This window comes from Vibrio sp. S9_S30 (genome assembly GCF_014694455.1).
Lineage (GTDB): Bacteria > Pseudomonadota > Gammaproteobacteria > Enterobacterales > Vibrionaceae > Vibrio.
On sequence record NZ_JAAUWT010000019.1, the window covers coordinates 21,087 to 40,433 of the forward strand.

Consider the following 19,347-nt stretch of genomic DNA (forward strand, 5'->3'; position numbering starts at 1 on the left):
CCCTGTAATTTTTTACGTCTTTCCCTATTGCCCCTGATCGATTAGGGGGCGGTATTCTATTTCTGGGTAGCCAAAGGCCGCTGGCCCCACCACTTCCAATGCTCGCGGTGTGCAGAGCAAAGGATGGCAAGGGATCCCAACCACGGCAACCTTTTGCCCATACCGCAATACATCTGTGGTGATAGCATGACCCGTATCGATGTTCAGAACGACGATCAAGTCCGGTACGCTGACCATGGTTTTGCCGTTCATTCGAAACACCAGATTTTCATTTTGAATATCAATGTTGGCTTCCTCACCTTGATATTCGTGTAACCCTTGCAGAGACAGTTGCCCAACGGTAAACCCCGAGCGCATACGTCGCTCTAAATCCACGATTTTTCCTTTAAATAACAGGAAACCGTTTTCGGAATTCATAATGACATCGATGGGGTTTCGTTTGGCTTTGTTGGCATCCATCACCGCACGACCAAGCCGTAAGGCTTGGCTGACCGTGCCGGGGATGGCGTATTTTTTCACAAATGCCCCTTTCATAGGCGCTTCTGCCATCGCGGCGCTACCGCCCATTTCGACCACCGTGGTTCGGGCAAGGTTTTCAAGCCAGTATTCATCCTTAAGCTTCTGAAACACCACATTGTTGCCATGGCAATCGGACATCGCGGCGGGCATGCTGCAATGACCATAGATGCTGAATGTGGTCATCTGCATTTCGGGAAACGCACGCCCCATGCCATCGCCATCAACCACTGGCAGGTCGAATTGAGCCGCGGCGGTCATGGGTTTAATACCGTTCGCACCGCCAATTTCAACAGAGATGATGGCATCCACTTTTTTGCCCGTTTCGCGCTCAAGGATTTCAACAACCCGTTTTAGCTCCTCGCCTTCGTTAATTTTTTCGACCGACACCGCTGGTGCGCCTATCTCGCCGATCGAAACGACCAACGCGTCATCCGGTAATTCTTCCATCGACATCAGCCGTATCCGACGCCCTCGGCGTAATTGTTCTAGCACTTCGAGCTTGCCGTAGTAAGGGTTTCCTCCTCCTCCGGTACCAAGGATCGCGGCGCCAATTTCTATCGCTTCAATATCTTGTACTGTCAGTTCTTTCATGATCCCACCTTTAAATCGCCTACGACTTTTAAGCGCACTCGAGTCGCGTTTCCGGGTAAATACGCCAGCGGCACATCTTCTTTTTCCACCACCTCGATAGACTCCGGTATTGCACCTGCACTGATGGCTCTTTCCATCGCCTCTTGCTCTGCGTGAGAAAACGCCTCTTCTCGGCTTATCTCTGCAAGGCTATAAACTCTATCGACTTCCCCGCTCACCTGAGCGATGGCCGCGCCAACAGCATTGGCCACGTGAAAATGAGGAGGGCGAATCACCTTAAGATCACCAATATGATCTTTGACCAATACACTGCCTCCACCGACCGCCAGTACTGGAATGGGCGTTTTGGATAATCGGTTGCTCTCCACCGCATCAAAAATGAGTTCATCAATCTGCTTACTGCACTCTTCAAGCAATTCCTCTGGCAAATTGGCCACGGCAGAATGATCGCCCAATTCAAGCTGCCCCAACGCAACCGCAATATCGGAGGCTGTCAGCGTATTCCCACCAAACACAAGCGCTTCTTTACTCAATTGGTAACCCACACTGTCTGGACCGACATGAATCACGCCATTTTCTTGATGAATTCGAGTCCCGCCACCGAGACCAATACTGACCATGTCTGGCATGCGAAAATTGGTTCGAACACCACAGATATCCACATGAGAGTTCGCTTGCCTCGGAAAGCCATTTTGCAGTAGACCGACATCACTGGTGGTGCCACCGACATCGACCACAATGGCGTCTTTCAATCCAGACAGAAATGCGGCGCCGCGCATCGAGTTTGTAGGCCCGCTGGCAAAGGTCAGTACGGGGAATTTTTTAACGTAGGAAGCACTCATTAATGTGCCGTCGTTTTGCGTAATATAGAATGGGCAATACACACCACATTCATTCAAGGCATGTTCGAAGGCTTTGATTGTTTTTTCACTCAACTGTCGAAGGCTGGCATTTAAGATGGCCGCATTTTCCCTTTCTAAAAAGCCTATCCGACCAACATCAACAGAGCAGACAATATCGAATTCTTCCCAAACGGTACTCAGAATCGACGCCGCTTTGCGCTCCATATCGTCATTCACCGGACCGAACACGCAGTTCACCACGACATTGCGAATACCTTTGTTCTTAAGTTCATTGGCAATATCGATTAAGGCATTTTCATTCAATGGGTTAATGGCTCGCCCATCAAAGTTATAGCCACCTTCAATCTCATAGTGGTGCCGCCCAATCGCATTCACTAACCCTTCGGGCCATTGAGCCATAGGAGGAATGGCGGAAGAGCTTGGTAAGGCTAATCGGATCACCGCGGTTTGGGTCAACCGAGTTTGCTCCACAACGGCATTCGTAAAATGCGTTGTCCCTATCATGACGGCACTGAGGTCTTTCTTATCGACCTTTCCGATATTCAGAACCTGATTAAGCGCCTCTTTTACTCCGCTGGTCACGTCCTTGGTGGTGTTCATTTTCACCGACGCAAGCAGTTCACTTCCTTTCATGATGACGGCATCCGTATTGGTTCCGCCAACGTCGATACCGACTCGTAAATCTACAGACATGAAACACTCCGTTTTATTTTCCTTTGCCTCACTCAAGAGAAGGCTTGCTGTTCTGTTCTTCTTCGCTCAACACCGGAATGGCTCGAATCAGCTTCCGGGTATAAGGATGGTTTGGCGATTCGAATACGTCAGCGGGCGCACCTTCTTCCACCACTTTCCCACGCAGCATTACCGCTATCTGGGTGCAAAAATTTCGCATTAGGCTTAAGTCATGAGAGATAAAAATGTAGGTGAGACCTAACTCTTGATGCAGACGCCTGAGTAACTCAATCACGCTTTTTTGTACCGACACATCCAGTGCAGAGGTCGGCTCGTCTAATACCAATATCTTCGGGTTAGCTGCCAGCGCCCTCGCGATGGCGACCCTTTGTTTTTGACCACCCGAAAGATTGCCTGGGTAGAGATCCGCGTGGTGCTCTGAAAGCTCAACCATGTGTAACATCTCTCGGATGCGTTGATTCAGAGCGTCCTCTTTTAACCCTGCGATAAACTTGAGCGGCACTTCTAAGATTTGTCGCACGCTGCGTTTGGGGTTGAGGGAACCGCCGGGATTCTGATAAACCATCTGCACGGCATGAGAACCATGCTCCGCTTGGTAATCACTCAAACTTTGTTCGCCAAAATTCAATGTGCCCGAGGTTGGCGAGTCTAATCCGAGCACCATTCTGGCAACCGTGGTTTTCCCTGAACCCGACTCGCCCGCTAACCCGAAAATATCCCCATCTCTGACCGTTAAACAGACATCCTGAACAGCATGATTGGTGTGAATTGGGCGGTATAATATGTTTCGCTCCGTCACAAACACCTTATTCAGAGCCTGAAGGTTCAACAGTGTGGGCGTATCGGGTCTGGGGGTGGAATGCACGTTCGAGCCATATAAAGGGGGGATGGCCGCAAACAACCGTTGGGTATAGGGGTGACAGGGGGAGGTGAATAAATCCTCGACCTTGCCATGTTCGACGATTCGGCCGTGCTGCATAACATAGACGTAGTCTGAAGCCTGACGAACCACCCCGAGATTGTGGCTTATAAGAAGCAGAGCCAGATTGTCTTCTTCTACCAGTGTGTTGATCAAGCGGATAATTTCCGCTTGAGTGGTCACATCCAGCGCGGTGCCCGGTTCGTCGGCAATAAGGAGCTTGGTTGGATGCAGTAGAGCCAACGCAATTAGCACTCGCTGACGCATACCGCCAGAAAGCTGGAAGGGGAAACTTTTATACACTCTTTCTACGTCATTGAGCCGCACTTTTTTCAGCGCGTCGTAGATGGCAAGCCGACGCTGCGCTTTGCTGCGTGACACGCCCTCTCGCTTATCAACATACTTAAGGACATCGTCGAGGTGGGTCCCGATACGAAAGACTGGATTAAATGAAGACAACGGATCTTGCTGAATCATCGACATGACTGTCCCCTTCAGCCCTTCTCTTTCCTCTTTGCCTAACGTGAAAACAGAGCGCCCTTCAACGTCGATGTCTCCACTGATGACTCTGGCTGTTCGCTCGGGTAAATTGCCTATCAAGGCTTTGCTCGTAATACTCTTGCCCGATCCGGTTTCGCCCACCAACGCAACACGTTGACCAGGTTGAATTTGGATGGAGACGTTATGCAAAACTTGCTTTGCAACGCCGTAGTTTTCAAAGCTGACATTCAAGTTTCGGATGTCGACCAATGCGTGGTTTTTCATCATCACACCTCCACATCCAACATGTCACGAAGACCATCACCGAGCAGGTTAAACCCAAAAATGGCGTACAACACTGCGGCGCCCGGAAGCAATGCTTCCCACCAATATTCCGGTAAGTATTCAGCACCGGACGCCACCATGGTGCCGAGATCTGGCGTGGGTGGCTGCACACCCAACCCTAAGAAGCTGAGGGTTGCGCCAAACAAAATTACGAACCCTGCATCAAGAGTCGCTTTAACCGTGATCGCCCCCATGCAGTTGGGCAGCAGTTCTTTCACTAAGATGTGATACGGGCTGGCACCCGCCATTTTCGCGGCTTCAATAAACTCTTCGGTCATCAGGCTCTTCGCTAGGCGATACACCAGTCGCCAATGCCAGTTCCACCACAAAAAGGAAATCGCAATCATCGCATTCGTTAAATTTGGCTCTAACACTGCGGTGATCGCTAACGCCAGCGCCAAAGGCGGAACCGCTAATAACATGTCATTCAATCGCATGATGGTGAATTCCACCCAGCCACCCGCGTACGCAGCCAATAACCCCAGCGTCACTCCGATGGGAATGGCAATACCAAGTACTCCCAATACCAACTTTAAGCTGACTTGATACCCAAAGATGACGCGGGTAAAAATGTCCCTGCCCACATTGTCGGTACCAAACCAATACTCAGAGGAAGGGGCGAGGTGGCGGGCTCGAAAATTAACGTAACTGCCAACTTGATCGGCATAGGGCGATATCCACGGCGCCAGCAGTGCCGATAACACCACGCTGAGTACCATCAGCGCACCAATAATGGCCATTGGATTAGCGGAAAATCGACGCCAGTATTTTTGAAACGATGTGATAGCCTGACTGTATTCGTTGACAGACACTTCCTCTGATCCATTTGGCAATGTGGTGAGAGAGTTGGAGTTGCGATCCATACTAGCGGGCTCCCTTTAGTCTTAACCGAGGGTCTACAATGGAAACCAGAATATCGATGGTTAAATTCGCCAAAATAAAGATCACCCCCGACACTAATACGACGCCCATCACTGCATTGAAATCGTTGTGTAATATGGTTCTAACGCCGTAACTTGCAATGCCCGGCCAGGCAAACACCATCTCCACGACAAATGCGTTCCCAATCAATGAAGCAAACTCTAACCCTAAAATAGTCAATGGCGCTGACGCACTGAGCCGCCAAAGATATTTGAAAGTAATCAAGGTTTTCGGGACGCCCGCGGCTCGTAATGTGTCAACATGCTCTCGGTGCGCAAACTCGATCACGCTGGATCGGGTGATCCGCATAACTTGCGCAATACCCGCCGCTGAAAGCGCTAGGCTTGGCAACAATAAATGAGAAAGCCCATCGAAAAACACATCCGTTCTGCCCGCCAAAAGACTGTCGATAAGAATAAGCCCCGTGGTATTGGCTTCAAAAGAAAGGCTCGCATCCAGCCGTTCCAATACAGGTAGGTCAATCACCCCAACACTGGCAAGCAACTGAAAGATTATGGCTAAGAGGAAGGCTGGGGTAACGACCCCCATCAAGGACAGCAATCGCGAGCATTGATCTATCCATGAATTTTGTCGGTATGCAGCAAGCACCCCTAGAGGAATGGCGATCACCGTCATCAAGAATACAGTGCAAATCACAAGTTCAAGTGTGGCGGGTAACGCATTAAAGATGTCTCGGGCGACAGGTTGCCCTGTCAGCAACGAGTCTCCCATGTCTCCTTGTAATACACCGGAAATATAATTGAAGTATTGAACGATTGCGGGCTGATCCAACCCCATTTCCTGACGCAAAGACATGACCTGCTCTGCGCTGGCAAGCGGCCCCAACGCAATCCGAGCGGGATCCCCCGGAATAAGACGGGCAACGGTAAATATAATGACTGAGAGACCAAACAAAACAAGCGCAAACCCTGCCACCCGTTTTGTCAGCATCCTGAATACTTCCATGTGCTGACTCCATGCAACACCAAGCGTCCTGCCGAGTGTTTTTTGTACAGTCCTTACAACTTAACAGTCGTGGAGAAGCTTCTACAAGCACGCTACTGGGTAGTTTTTCTATTTATTCGGGTGGGAAAAGGTCGCTCACATTAGGATATTAGGGGGATTATTGGGCAACTAAGTTCTACAAACGTCATCCAAAGAAAAGTGGCACTTTGAATTGGGTAGTTATTGTCTTTTTTAAGGTAGCCAGACACTATATCCAACAGGTGCTATATCCAATAGATGCTATACCCACAGATACCATACCCAACAGGCACTATACCCAACTTTGCTCACGCGCAAGATGCAGCAATTGCTGTCGGCTGTGGCACCCTGCTCGCAAGTACATTTGCTTTAAATGGTACTTTACCGTGTTTTCACTGATCCCCTGATAGCGGGCAATTTGTTTGTTGGTCATCCCTTCGTTTAATCTAGACAAAATCAACGTCTCTTTTGTACTAAAAGGTCCCGCACAGCGCACCATGTGTTCTGCTTCATGCGCTTTTGCCACTAAGGGGATGATGCTTTGCACTTCAGCAGCCACTTGGGAACCTTCTAAGCGAATCGACTGCACGTGTTTAAGAGGTGACAATACCCATTCCGATTCCATTAAAAACGGCAGTCGGATGCCAGTTTGTATGGCAAGAATCACGGCCTCTTTTAACGCCGTCTGCGCCAAACCGTCATTCCTCATCGCCATATGCAAGCGGCAAACATGAAGCTGCATAAACACAGAACTCAACCCGTCATTTTGCTGCTTTGATTCATGCTCGATCTGATCAATAAGCTGGTGAACCTCCTTACCTGAAGGTCTATTTTTTCGGGCAATACTCGCCACCTGATTTCGTAAGTGGATCAGCTTAAACAGTTTGTCCTTACCAGAAGGCTGCTTTGACGACGGTGATTGATAGTTATCGAGCGATTGCGCGGCCTGATGCCAGTGCCCTTGTTGCTGTAACAGATAAGCTTGGATTAATTCAAATTCTTGCGAGTATGAATTCCCCATTACCTGCCAATAATCCGCTTTTAATGCATCTAGTTTTTTTGCGGCATGCGCACTTCCAGCAGACAGGCTGTCAATGAACACACCGCTCCAGCAGTAGTCCTTCATCATGCTGGTCCACATTTCGCGACCGCCTTCGTTTAGCCCTGCGCTCTTCCAAAGATCGTGCGCCAGAAGCAAATTTCCTTTCAGTAGCGCAATTCTTGCCTCTTCGAGGTAAAGCATGTCCTTTTCGTTATAGAGTTCATCAGCAAAACTAACCATTTTCAAACAGTTCCGACCTAGATCTACTTGTCGTTGTGCTTCGTCCAGTTTTCCCAATTCAATATAGATATTGGACATGTGCAGACAGATAAAGAATTGCAGATACGGTGCACCTGCATCGCGATAAGCACGATAGGCGATTTTTCCTGAAATACGGGCTTTTTCGTACCGTTCTAAATCGATGTAATTGGCACATAATTCGTTATGCAACACACCAAGATACATTGCTTCATTGAGAAAAACGGGGTGGAGTTTTTCTAACTGCCTACATGAGATTTCCGTTGGCTTGGTACTTCTGAACGGGTCCAGCATGGATTGCATCAAACCAAGGATGGGCTGTTGATTAGCGTGTTTCGATTTTATCGCCTCAAACATGTCAATGGCATCAGCGTTATCTCCTGATTTCAGTTTAGATAGCATCACCGCCCAACAGAGGTAGATATTGCCCTCAATGAGCGGGGCAGGCATCACAGCCAGTACGCTATTCAATGCGGCATATCCGTGCAAACAGCCAAACATGCTATTGCCGTTTTCTTCAAACCATCGAATAGCAAGATCGTAATTGCTCGACTGTGCGGCTTCTGTAATCGCGAGTATTATTCTTTCAGAGTCGTGATGACTTTTTGCCACGATACGCATCGCTTGTTGGTGGTAACGACCGTTTCTTCGAGCAAATTTGCGCAACGGCTCTTTAAGCATAGGGATACCAAGCCGTAACTTTCCACCTAGCTCAACTTGCACTATGGGGGATAAAGCGTCGATTTCGGATTCAGATAAACCACTTCTTTCTTGGGGTATGCCTTCAGAAAATGCCAACGCAACCAGCGCCCGAACCACTTTAAACGGAAAAACTGACAGCAGATTGACCGCAACAAAGTGTTGCCATTGAGACAGGAACAAGGGTTCGTCTAACCGCTCAGCGTAATCAACCAAAATCGGCCAACCGGCCGTTTGTTCATAAAGGGTTTCCGCATCCGTTACGCCGAGAGCGCGGATTTCCTCGATAGAGAAAAACAAATCCTGACTAGTGAGAATCGCGACATTCTTGTAAAGCAAATGAACACTGAGGGAGGGAGGGTGAGCCAGTAAGCCCACACCGAGATAGATCTTTGCTTTTTTGCGTTTGATCTTGGGCAGTTGTTTGAGTATTAGATCCAATTGAAGCGTGTCTTCTTCGTGCCCCGAGTCTATTACCACCCGCTCTCCTTCTCTCAGTTCGTCTGCACCTTGAAAACGACCTTGTACCTCAACGTCCAAAAGTTGAGAGAACATTTCGAGAGTACGAGTTTTCCCACTGCCGGGAAAACCACTTATCAACACAATGGGAAGCTCTATGTCCCTGAGCTTGTATAACAACGATTTCCTTTTGTACATTTTTCCAACTTTCGGTCCGTAAATGGCACAACCACTCAAACTCACTATTGAGTGAGTGATTGATTACTTACTAACCTAAAACAGGATTGATTAAAATACCAGCAGGCTTAATTTCTACCATCACTGCACAGCAAAAATCACTACACAACAAAAATTACGGCATAACAAAAAAATTACTGTATAAAAAAGCCTGTCCATTTCGGCGAAATCGACAGGCTATTTAAGGGAGGAATGGAAGTTCGGCTCGACTAATAGAGCTCGGTTCCGTCTGGTCGAGTACGAAGCAGATTGAGGATCCACATGTATTGTTCTGGGCGATCACGCAAAAGCGCTTCCAATGCTTGGTTCATCATTCTGGCATCTTGCTCTTCATCCCCGGTTGGGAAGTTTTCCAATGCTGGTAAAATGAAAAGCTCGAACTTTCCTTTTTCAGCATTGTACGTAGGAATCATGGGGACAACCTTGGCGCGGCTCAATTTCGCCAGTTTACCAAACCCTTTTAGGGTTGCTTTTTCTGTACCAAAGAAGGGGACGAAGACGGAATTGTCTGCGCCGTGATCCTCATCGGGGAGATAGTAAGCCATGTAGCCTTCTTTAATTGAACGTAGGTATGGCTTAATCCCAGAATGACGAGGCACAATACGCCCCCCGTAGCGCATACGTTGAACATTCATCAACCAATCGCCAATGGGGTTTTTCTGAGGTCGGATCATAATCACCACATCATGACCATAAGAAGAGAAATACATTCCTGTGTAGTCAATTGCCCAACAGTGAGGAACCAATGCGATCACTTTCTCACCGTTTTCCAATCTTGGGAAAAGATGCTCCCCGCCAAGCACTTCTCCACGGCTCTGATTGTATTTTTTACTGCGTACTGTGAGCTCTGCGTAGCCTAAGAAAAATTGCGCGGCGACTTCATACATTTTCTCTAGCAGCTTTTGCCTTTCATCTGCTGATTTTTCAGGGTAACAAAGCTCGATATTTTTCTTGGCTCGGCGCAATGCACCTGAATTGCGCTTTGAAAAAAAGCGAGATAGCCAAGCCGCAAATTTGTCGCGTGGGCGATGTGGTACAAAAGCAAGCAATACGGCAAATCCGACACCGAGCCATGTTGGCCAGTATTTAGGATGCAGAAATGACCATTGAAATTTAGGATCGTACCACTGTTTTTCGATGTTATCGCTCATTCGACCATTAAATCTATCTTTGGATTAGGCGCGATATGATATAACAAAGGCAATTCAAAACAAACGACAGATAACCATGGCTTTTTCACTGCATCCTCAACTCGACATAGACACCAGCTACCTTGGCGATTTTCCACTATGTCGCATACTTTTACACAAAGATTCTGCGGTGCCTTGGGTCATTCTTGTTCCAAGGCTAGACAACCTAACCGAGTTTCATCATCTGCCAGTGCCAAAACAGCATCAATACCTTGTTGAATCTCAAGTGATTTGCGAGGCGCTTGAAACATTGTTCACGCCAGATAAATTAAACACGGGAGCGCTTGGAAATAGAGTACCGCAATTACACCTCCATCACATCGCTCGATTTAAAAGTGATGCGGTTTGGCCAAAACCGATCTGGGGTAATACTTCGGGTGAATTTAGGGACGATAAATCGCAATTAGAGATGGTCAATCTGATACAAAGCTATCTTTCTAAATCCGATATTTTCTCTATCGCATTAGCATGAAGAAATCCGAACCGAAATAAGAAAAGGACATACCGATAACCTATTAGCCAAGACATCCAACAGTGGCTTATCCAACAGCGGCTTATAGCCACATGCTCCCTTTCTGCGCATCACCTTAATACTTTTGATCTTGGTACGATTTGACCTTGACACGCTTTCACCTCGACACTATTTATCCTTCGTATTTCGCCTTTATTCACTCAAAACGTCATCAAATAACCTCGACATCATTTTGAAGGGGAAACGTTGTTATTTTATAAGTGACAATCATCGAACAATGTAACAGAATATTACACCTAACCAGTGTTGCCAATTTTACTGTTCTTCCCCCATAAGACAACGTTAAAAACGTCACTTTAAACTCCGTTAATATCGTTAAAAAAAGCATAACTTTGATTAACAGTTAACCAAATCGACCGCCATCATGAATATTTTATTACTGGAGCCAAAAACAAAACCCATTTAATTACAATGACTTAAGAGTGAAAATTACAGGTTGTCGGATTTCTTATGTAAATATGTCGTTAATTCAATAAGGAAATTAAGTGGAGCAAGGCTATAGTTACGTCATCCAAAGGCACTGCCTTAGATAAGAATTCCAGAGGTGATATAGCCTAGCTATATCACTCCGGCAGCAAGCGAAGGTGTCATTGACACCCGTGGTATAGTCCCCCCGGCTATACCACGATATTTTTTTCTTATCTTCCCGATACCTCTTCACGTATATCAGAACGAAAATTTCATCCTTTTTTGGCTCACCCTATTCTATTTTTTCCATAAAAACATTGGTTTATCACATTTATATTTCAGTTGGTTAGCTTTCGTCTCGCCACCGAAGACTGCCCGTTCATAACCTCATCTAATGACCCGAAGAGCATGTTGTTATGCACCAGCCTCTTTCTTTCACTAAACGAAAATAGTTTACTGTTGCTTTAAATGAGCGTAGAGAAGCAAAATCCAATAATTTAACGTACGCAGTAAGCGGGTAAGCCGATGACTTTCCAGTGCAACCTACAGCGCTTGCGCTCAGCAGCACAATTCATTGAAAGGGGTCACAACAAGAATAACCGCTAAGCGATTTGAGCGCCGTAAACGCCTAGAAAGACTTAGTTGGGTGTGTGAAATAGACGGAATAAGTAGCTCGATCAAGCGCCTTGATTGGCTTCAATGAATTTGGAAGGTGAAATGCCATAATGGTGTTTAAATCGTTGGCTAAAATAGGAAGGGTCATTAAAGCCTGTCTCGTGGGCGACATCGGATACTTTCTCACCGCTGATTAAACGCTGACACGCTTTCTCTAATCGAATTTCGTTTAGATACTCTTTAAATGTCTTCCCTGTTTGAGATTTAAATTTACGTTGTAGGCTTCGTTCCGATGTGTAAATCATTTTCGACATAGGTGCCGTACCAAAGTCAGGGTCGTGATAGTGAGTTTCCACGATTTCAAAGACTCTAGATAACCATTGCTCTTCTTCGGTAAGTGGTGCTTGCTCTTCTGAAACGATGGTGTCTTCTTTAGTTGATGTCATCAATGTGCGTCTAATGGGTATATCAAGCTCTTCCACTGGCGCATTCGACCATAAGACATCAATAATGTTCGCGTTGTTGTCTTTTTTCCTAAAAATACACTCACCGCCACTGTATTCAACGTATCGGCGTAATCCTTGCAGGCTGGTGTCGGTTAACGCACTCCACTCTTCACCACTGTATTTGTGATTAAAGGCGTTGTAACCCAGCACTTCCTGTTGAGAAATTGGATTACCCGTATCTTGAATCCTGAACCCACATTGTTCAGCATGATTAACCACAACCAATTCAATTTGATCACCTCGCCGGCTTCTTCTGGAAACGTTCGCCAACATCCCGTGGAGCACATAGTCCAAATTAAATTGCTCCACATAAACGGAAATCGAAGCTGGAGAACGATGCACATTTAACTGAACACCTTGCTTAGCCAATTCTTTATCCCAGTGCACAACCACGGCATCACACACGGCATTGAGTTCATGGCTCGCTTTAGACTCTCCCTGAGATTTAACACTGAGATCAACGATTTGTTGTAATAGATAAAAGGCTTTCTTGAATTGACCGGGCTCGGCACCAGACTGACATATATCTTCAAAAACACTTTTTGTCTTACCTGCAAGGCTATCAATATAGGATTGACGAATATTAATCTGCCTTTTCAATAACTTATTACTATTCACCAACATATCACTTTGGTGTTTTAACTGGCTCGTTCTTAATTCAACCTTGTCTCTCAATGCTTTGTTAATTCGACGAATTTGACGTGAACGCCACAAGACAATTAACCCAGCAAAGACCATCAAACAGACAATGACATAGGCGATAAACCAACCGGACATGTACCAAGGCGTTGAAACAACAAAAGAAAAACTGGATCCTTCAACTTCGAGCTCGGACTGCGAAGATGTACGAACTTCCAATTCGTATTCACCGGGTAATAGATAATCAAATGTGAGTTGCGAACCTTGAAGAGATATCCAGTTTTCGTTCCGACTTCCTAAAAGCCGATATTCTAAACTCCAAACATCAAAGTCAGGTAAGACACCTACTACGAATGAAAGGTTTTTACCATGCGGTACTTGATACTGCTTGCTGCTATCGGGGGCAAACTCAAACGGCTTTCTGTCTAAAAGAACCTGACCAAATTTCACTCTACTCAGAGGTAATTGTGTGGCTTTCAACGCCCTCTCTGATGTCATGATAATCCCAAGTTTGGAACCAAATATTAAGTTGTCGCCATTAGGACCAACAGAGCATACATCGGGCAAAAACTCATTATTTATGACCCCAAAAGGCGCACCATAGTGCTGACGCAATTGACCGTCATTAGAGTAAAAACTGAGCCCTTTGGATGTTGAAAGCCACATACCATTAGCCGTCGTCACACTGCACAGTGGTTTAATATCCGCTTCAAACAATGGCACAATTTGCGGCGAAAGCGTCTCGGGATCATAAAGGCTGAGCCCTCTACTGCTAATTCGCCAGGTTTTGCCATCAACCGTTTCAGACATATCGAGCGTTCTCGCGAGCAATGTTTCCACACCGCGTTCAAACTGTAAGCGCCCATTATCATAATAATAGAGACCATGGTCAGTCCCTATCCAGACGGTTCCAGTAGAAGACGTATACAGGTGTGTAATTTGCGTTGGAAAGTATTGCTTGACCACCCAATCAAATCCAAAATTCTCAGTGACTTTACTATCAGGTTGATAGCGAATAAGCCCCTCAGCGGTTGCAACCCATAGCATACCGTTTTTGTCGATAGTAATTCGATTGATTACCCTTTGATTCAATTGGCTGGGTAACATCTCGCTCTCTAGCGCTAATGTCTCTAGATTAAACTTTCTTAATCCATCAGACATTGCCAACCACAAAAATTTTCCCTGCTGCACCAAGTCATTCACCCCCCCTTTAAGCAGGAGCTTGGGGTAGTGCATATTCTTAGGGTTTAAAAGATAAAAACCTTGGTCTGTTCCGATCCAATGCGCACCATTTGAGGACGTGAATATTTGTCTGATGTTCCCTAACCCTAGGTGTTGGGATGAATTGCCAAAACGAATACGTTCAAACAATCGACTGTAAAGAGAGTAATAATTAATCCCTTTGTTTGTCGCCACCCAAACACCACCCTGACCGTCGTTATATAAGTCGTACACATGATCACCGGGCAGGGCATAATCATCTTGGTAATTGGACGAAATATGATCTGTTTCACCCGTAAGGAAGTGATATATGTATATTCCATTTTCCGTACCTAGCCAGTAGGACGTATCCGTTTCTTCAATCGCTAATACATGAGAGCTGCCAATCACCTTAAAATCTCTCGATTCATTGTCGATGGTAATGATTCGAGCACCTTGAAGTGAACCAACTATGAGCTCCCTACGCTTTTGGGAAAAATGGAGAGACTCAATGTGATGCTTACCAGATGAGCGGATATGATAAAATTTCTTACCTTGATTAAAGTAAACACCAGAGGACGTGCCCAAAATCCATCGGTCAGAAACATATTTTGCATCGTTGACAATCACACGCTTCTGACTGTTGCTTTTGTAAACAAAAGAAAGGGGGTATTCAGTTAGTGAGTTGTCATCCAAGTCTAGCGTATAAAAGTTTTCAGCCGTTGCCGCCCAGACAAACTTGTTACTCACGCCCAATTTCAATATTCGACGATTGGCAGGAAGCGCTGTAATTTGTTCTTGTGGGAAGTTGGGTTTGAACCGGAATATCTTGTTGTTTTCTGAGAACCAGAAATATTGCCGACTGTACGCGACCTGAGAGAGTTTACGTTCAAAGACACTGCCCGAACGGGGAAGAATGTGCTGACCGTCAAAAAACCTCAACTGCCCATGAATATCATGAATCCAAAGTCCGCCATCTGGACCTGATATCAGATTTTGTGCGGTGAGAGACTGCCCTTGCATTTGAAATGGCAAGGGGTAGAAAATGGAATTGCTTTCGTGCGCTCGCAAGCTTTGACTGACAATAAGCAATATCAATATCAGTACGAATCGCGTAATCAAATCCTTTCCTTTTTCTAAACCGGAAACACTCCATCACCAATTTCAGATACTGGTCATTTTGAGTAGCTTGATACGTTATACGAATTATGGTGAATAAAAAAGGTGCGTCTCGCCGCACCTTTCATTTATCTAGATCTGATCACGTAAAATTTGTATGACACTGCCGGCATTTTCTTTAAATTCCGGCAACTTAGGCTTGGGAACATCCGATGCTTTGGGTAGTTGTACCTTCATTGCATCGACTGGACGTGAATTTTTGATAAATTCATAGTGAAGGTGGGGTCCTGTAGAGCGCCCCGTATTCCCGCTTAAAGCGATTTTTTGTCCGCGAGTTACGGTATCCCCCACTTTAACGAGAATTCGATGTAAGTGTAAATACCTTGTCATGTACTCTCGACCATGCTTGATGACCACATAGTTACCCGCTAAAGGATGACTGCGAGCTTTCACCACTTTCCCATCGCCAATAGAGTAGATAGGGGTTCCAATTGGAGTCGCAAAATCGGTTCCATTGTGGGGAGACACTCGCCCTGTCACTGGGTGCTTTCGGTGGGGGTTAAAACGGGAGCTAACTCGATATCGCTTATTGATTGGCAAGCGATCAAATGCCTGTTCCAAACTTTGACCTGACGCATCGTAAAAACGGTTATCATCAAATTTTACTGCGGTGTATTCTCTTCCACCATTCACATAAAGCAAGGCTTTTACATCCCCCCGACCAACAGCCTTACCATCAATAAACTCCTGCTCAAGCTGAACAGCAAATTTGTCACCTTTACGCGCCAGTCGCCCAAAATCAAACTTCCATTGCATTGATTTAACAATGGTTGTGATCTGCCCTGGCGATAATCCCGCATTCAGCGCTGATTGATAAAAGCTTCCAGATATCTGCCCCGTCACTAAGACAGGTTTCAACTCTCCGGCGTTTTCCAACCTTTGATATTGATACCCAGAATCACCAAGAGTATAAAGATCGTATTCTTTGGCGTTTCTATCAATACGAAACTCATCAAGTCGACCATCCGCATCCAACGTCCACGTTAACGTCATCCCTGGACGAAGACGTTCAGCAGCCTTATTCGTATGAATAAGCGCATACATATCATTTAATTTTAGACCGTACTGCTCAAATACCGTGCTCAGCAACTCCCCTTTAGCCACGACATGGGAATGAGTCGGTTCAATTGCATTCGCCAACTCTTCTTCAAGTTCGTCTTTTGGAGCGGAAAATTCAGGGGCATTAGAGTCGATTTGAACACCTAAGGGTTCACTATTTTGATCAGAAAGTGCCATGGTTTGCTCACTTTGAAGATCAATGTCCACTCTTTCAGGAGGTGTTGCAACGGGTTGTGAGGGAATGGAAACGGAACTTGGCCGCCAAAACGATACACCAATAGTAAATATCGTTAGACTTAGAATGGTGAGTTTGTGCTTTTTGGGTAATCGCTGCCAATTTTTGGCAGCGACATTGATATTTTTCATTCAGATAAACAGCTAGCGAATTGGGAGCCTAATGACTTTAAAAAGTCGAAATATGCCCCAGACTGCACTTTAATGTTCACCGCAAGTGGATCAAGTTCGCCTTTATTCACACTTGTTCCACGCGTTACGGAGCTGACTACAGCTGGGGTAAACTGAGGTTCAGAGAATACGCAATATGCCTCTTCAGATTCAAGTTTTTTACGTATTTTGTTTAAGGTTTTTGCGCCAGGCTTACGCTCCGGACTCACAGTAAAGTGACCTAAGTTATTTAATTTAAAATGATTTTCGAAATAACCATACGCATCATGAAAAACAAAATACCCATTGTCGCGCACTGGTAGTAATTGCGCTTCTATCTCTGCGTTTGTTTTATTTAAGTTAACTTTAAATGCCGCCAAATTATCTTGGTAATGTTTTGCATTATCTGGATCAATCTTAGATAGCCTGTTTGCGATTGCGATAGCTGCCTGAAGCGCATAATCTGGACCTAGCCATAAATGCATATCGTACACACCATGTTTGTGTTCTTCATGCCCATTTTGATGATTGGACTCTTCGTCATGATGTTTATTTTCGCTGTGATGCGATTCATCTTCATCACATCCACAATCACCGTATTCTCTTAACTGAATTTCCGGTTGTTCTTGCAATGCGAACGCACCGGAATGATTGTCCATTACGCCAGTAAGGAAAGTTTCCATGTCTTCACCGATCCAAACCACTAAATCGGCTTCCTTGATTTTTTTTATGTCAGATGGCTTCAACGCGTAATCATGAGGTGAAGTATTTGTAGACAGCAGAACGTCTGACGTAGATACTCCCTGCGTAATTTCATTCGTAATGAGTTGAATCGGCTTGATAGAGCTTAGAACGTTGGCAGCGCTGACAATAGAAGGCATCAGACCTAACAACAAAAATACATGACCAAAACGTGGCATTTTATCCTCGGGGTATTCAATACTTGGCGTAAACAGGGGTAAATGTTACTTTATAACACATCAGTATTGCAATAGCGGTTTATAATGACTCTTCTCGTTTCTCTCAAATCGATACGGGTACAATTTGGTGATAAGCCTGTTCTCGACAACATCAATCTAGACCTACATAAAGGTCATATTACTACGTTGATTGGTCCCAATGGGGCAGGAAAATCAACGTTAGTAAAAGTACTTCTTGGGCTAAACAAACGATTTGATGGCACATTATCATTTATAGGCAAACCCAAAATAGGGTACGTTCCACAAAAACTCAGGTTAAATGACACTCTTCCTCTTAGTGTCGAACGATTTCTCAAACTTGCAGGAAAATACAGCAAACAAGAACGACTCGAAGCTTTAAAACTGGTCGGTGCTGCCCATCTACTGGATAACAATATGCATCGGCTGTCCGGTGGTGAAAATCAGCGTGTTTTGCTCGCAAGAGCATTGCTTCAGCGACCTGATCTGCTTGTATTGGATGAGCCAGCACAAGGCGTTGATGTACAAGGTCAAATAGACCTTTATAACTTAATCGACCATTTGAGGCATCGATTTCATTGCGCTGTATTGATGGTGTCACACGATCTGCATCTCGTCATGGCAAAAACAGATTATGTGGTCTGTTTACATCACCATGTGTGTTGTTCCGGTACCCCTGCTGCCGTCAGCGAACATCCCTCTTATATTGAGCTGTTTGGTCATCGTAGCCGTGAATCTTTGGCTTTTTATCAACACGATCATCACCACCATCATGACCTATCCGGCGACCCCGTCGCTGGAGACGCAGATGCGTGCCAACATATTCAACACGGTCACAAACATGATTGAGTTTCTTCTTCCTTCTATTCTTGCTGGCATTGCTATCGCGCTGATTGCTGGACCGTTGGGCTCTTTTGTCGTTTGGCGCAAAATGGCCTACTTTGGCGATACCCTAGCGCACGCTTCGTTACTGGGTTTATCTTTGGGGTTTTTGCTCGATATTAATATCTACTTGGCTTTGGTTATTTGCTGTATTGCCCTTGCCGCTATTCTTGTCACCCTTCAAAAACAAGAAGTTGTTGCAACCGACACGCTATTAGGTATTTTGGCTCATAGCTCACTATCACTCGGATTGGTGGCAATCAGCTTTTTCGATAATGTGCGTGTCGATTTAATGGGGTATTTGTTTGGCGATCTGCTGGCAGTATCGCCGCAAGACTTAATCTTTATATTTGCTGGTGGAACATTCATTGTCGCGACACTTATGTATTTTTGGCACCCTCTGCTGTCGAGCAGCGTCAATGAAGAATTGGCAAGTATTGAGGGGATCAATACTGATCTCATGCGACTTGTCTTGATGTTATTGGTTGGTGTGGTGATTGCGGTCGGAATGAAATTTGTCGGCGCCCTTCTGATCACGTCACTTATGATTATCCCTGCTGCCGCCGCTCGTCGGTTTTCACGCACACCAGAGCAAATGGCGATGCTATCTTCGGTGTTTGGCGTGATTGCAGTATTGTGTGGTCTATCATTTTCCTGGAATTTGGATACGCCCGCTGGTCCTTCTGTTGTGATTAGTGCCGCCATTATTTTTATATTGTCTCAATTCAAAAAAGTAGTGCACTAAACAACAACCTCAATTGAAGATCACAAAAGGGAAGCCTCGCTTCCCTTTTTTGCATTCAGT

The 19,347-nt window shown here is 45.6% G+C and carries 13 protein-coding genes; 3 read left to right on the forward strand and 10 right to left on the reverse strand.

The features are described 5' to 3' along the window. Positions 1-24: 24 nt before the first annotated feature. The 7 genes from HC752_RS19315 to lpxM all read right to left on the reverse strand — a co-directional run bounded on the left by HC752_RS19315 (position 25) and on the right by lpxM (position 10,161). Complete coding sequence (locus tag HC752_RS19315; RefSeq protein ID WP_190336841.1) at positions 25-1,110, reverse strand: DUF917 domain-containing protein; 1,086 nt, start codon at positions 1,108-1,110, stop codon at positions 25-27. Further along, positions 1,107-2,666, reverse strand: a complete 1,560-nt coding sequence (locus HC752_RS19320; protein ID WP_190336842.1) for a hydantoinase/oxoprolinase N-terminal domain-containing protein — start codon at positions 2,664-2,666, stop codon at positions 1,107-1,109. The genes HC752_RS19315 and HC752_RS19320 overlap by 4 nt, the downstream gene beginning before the upstream one ends. Positions 2,667-2,694: 28 nt before the next feature. Continuing rightward, positions 2,695-4,353: a dipeptide ABC transporter ATP-binding protein gene (locus HC752_RS19325; RefSeq protein ID WP_238930571.1), complete on the reverse strand. Its 1,659-nt coding sequence runs from the start codon at positions 4,351-4,353 to the stop codon at positions 2,695-2,697. Continuing rightward, entirely contained in the window at positions 4,353-5,273 is a 921-nt protein-coding gene (locus HC752_RS19330) for an ABC transporter permease (protein WP_194717420.1), read from the reverse strand. Before HC752_RS19330 ends, HC752_RS19325 begins: the two co-directional genes overlap by 1 nt. Position 5,274: 1 nt before the next feature. Beyond that, the gene (locus HC752_RS19335) at positions 5,275-6,297 is read right to left on the reverse strand and encodes an ABC transporter permease (protein WP_238930572.1); all 1,023 of its coding nucleotides are present in this window, start codon (positions 6,295-6,297) and stop codon (positions 5,275-5,277) included. Positions 6,298-6,607: 310 nt separating this feature from the next. After that, the gene (locus HC752_RS19340; RefSeq protein WP_190336843.1) at positions 6,608-8,971 is read right to left on the reverse strand and encodes a helix-turn-helix transcriptional regulator; all 2,364 of its coding nucleotides are present in this window, start codon (positions 8,969-8,971) and stop codon (positions 6,608-6,610) included. A 248-nt stretch (positions 8,972-9,219) separates the two neighbouring features. After that, complete coding sequence (gene lpxM / locus HC752_RS19345; RefSeq protein ID WP_190336844.1) at positions 9,220-10,161, reverse strand: lauroyl-Kdo(2)-lipid IV(A) myristoyltransferase; 942 nt, start codon at positions 10,159-10,161, stop codon at positions 9,220-9,222. 76 nt (positions 10,162-10,237) lie between these two features. Here lpxM and HC752_RS19350 point away from each other — a divergent pair, with 76 nt between their 5' ends. After that, the gene (locus HC752_RS19350; protein WP_190336845.1) at positions 10,238-10,672 is read left to right on the forward strand and encodes an HIT domain-containing protein; all 435 of its coding nucleotides are present in this window, start codon (positions 10,238-10,240) and stop codon (positions 10,670-10,672) included. A gap of 1,145 nt (positions 10,673-11,817) precedes the next feature. On the opposite strand, the gene HC752_RS19355 is transcribed toward HC752_RS19350, so the two are convergent. The 3 genes from HC752_RS19355 to znuA form a co-directional block, all read right to left on the reverse strand. Next, positions 11,818-15,222 (reverse strand): AraC family transcriptional regulator, encoded by a 3,405-nt coding sequence (locus HC752_RS19355; RefSeq protein ID WP_190336846.1) that lies wholly within the window; start codon positions 15,220-15,222, stop codon positions 11,818-11,820. A gap of 129 nt (positions 15,223-15,351) precedes the next feature. Further along, positions 15,352-16,704 carry a murein DD-endopeptidase MepM gene (gene mepM, locus HC752_RS19360; protein ID WP_190336847.1) on the reverse strand — a complete coding sequence of 451 codons (1,353 nt, stop codon included), beginning with the start codon at positions 16,702-16,704 and terminating at the stop codon, positions 15,352-15,354. Next, positions 16,701-17,642 (reverse strand): zinc ABC transporter substrate-binding protein ZnuA, encoded by a 942-nt coding sequence (znuA, locus tag HC752_RS19365; protein ID WP_190336848.1) that lies wholly within the window; start codon positions 17,640-17,642, stop codon positions 16,701-16,703. Before znuA ends, mepM begins: the two co-directional genes overlap by 4 nt. Before the next feature lie 84 nt (positions 17,643-17,726). Between znuA and znuC the strand changes: the two genes are divergently transcribed. Then, complete coding sequence (gene znuC, locus HC752_RS19370) at positions 17,727-18,509, forward strand: zinc ABC transporter ATP-binding protein ZnuC (RefSeq protein ID WP_190336849.1); 783 nt, start codon at positions 17,727-17,729, stop codon at positions 18,507-18,509. Continuing rightward, positions 18,502-19,287 (forward strand): zinc ABC transporter permease subunit ZnuB, encoded by a 786-nt coding sequence (gene znuB / locus HC752_RS19375; protein WP_190336901.1) that lies wholly within the window; start codon positions 18,502-18,504, stop codon positions 19,285-19,287. Before znuC ends, znuB begins: the two co-directional genes overlap by 8 nt. Positions 19,288-19,347 lie beyond the last annotated feature (60 nt).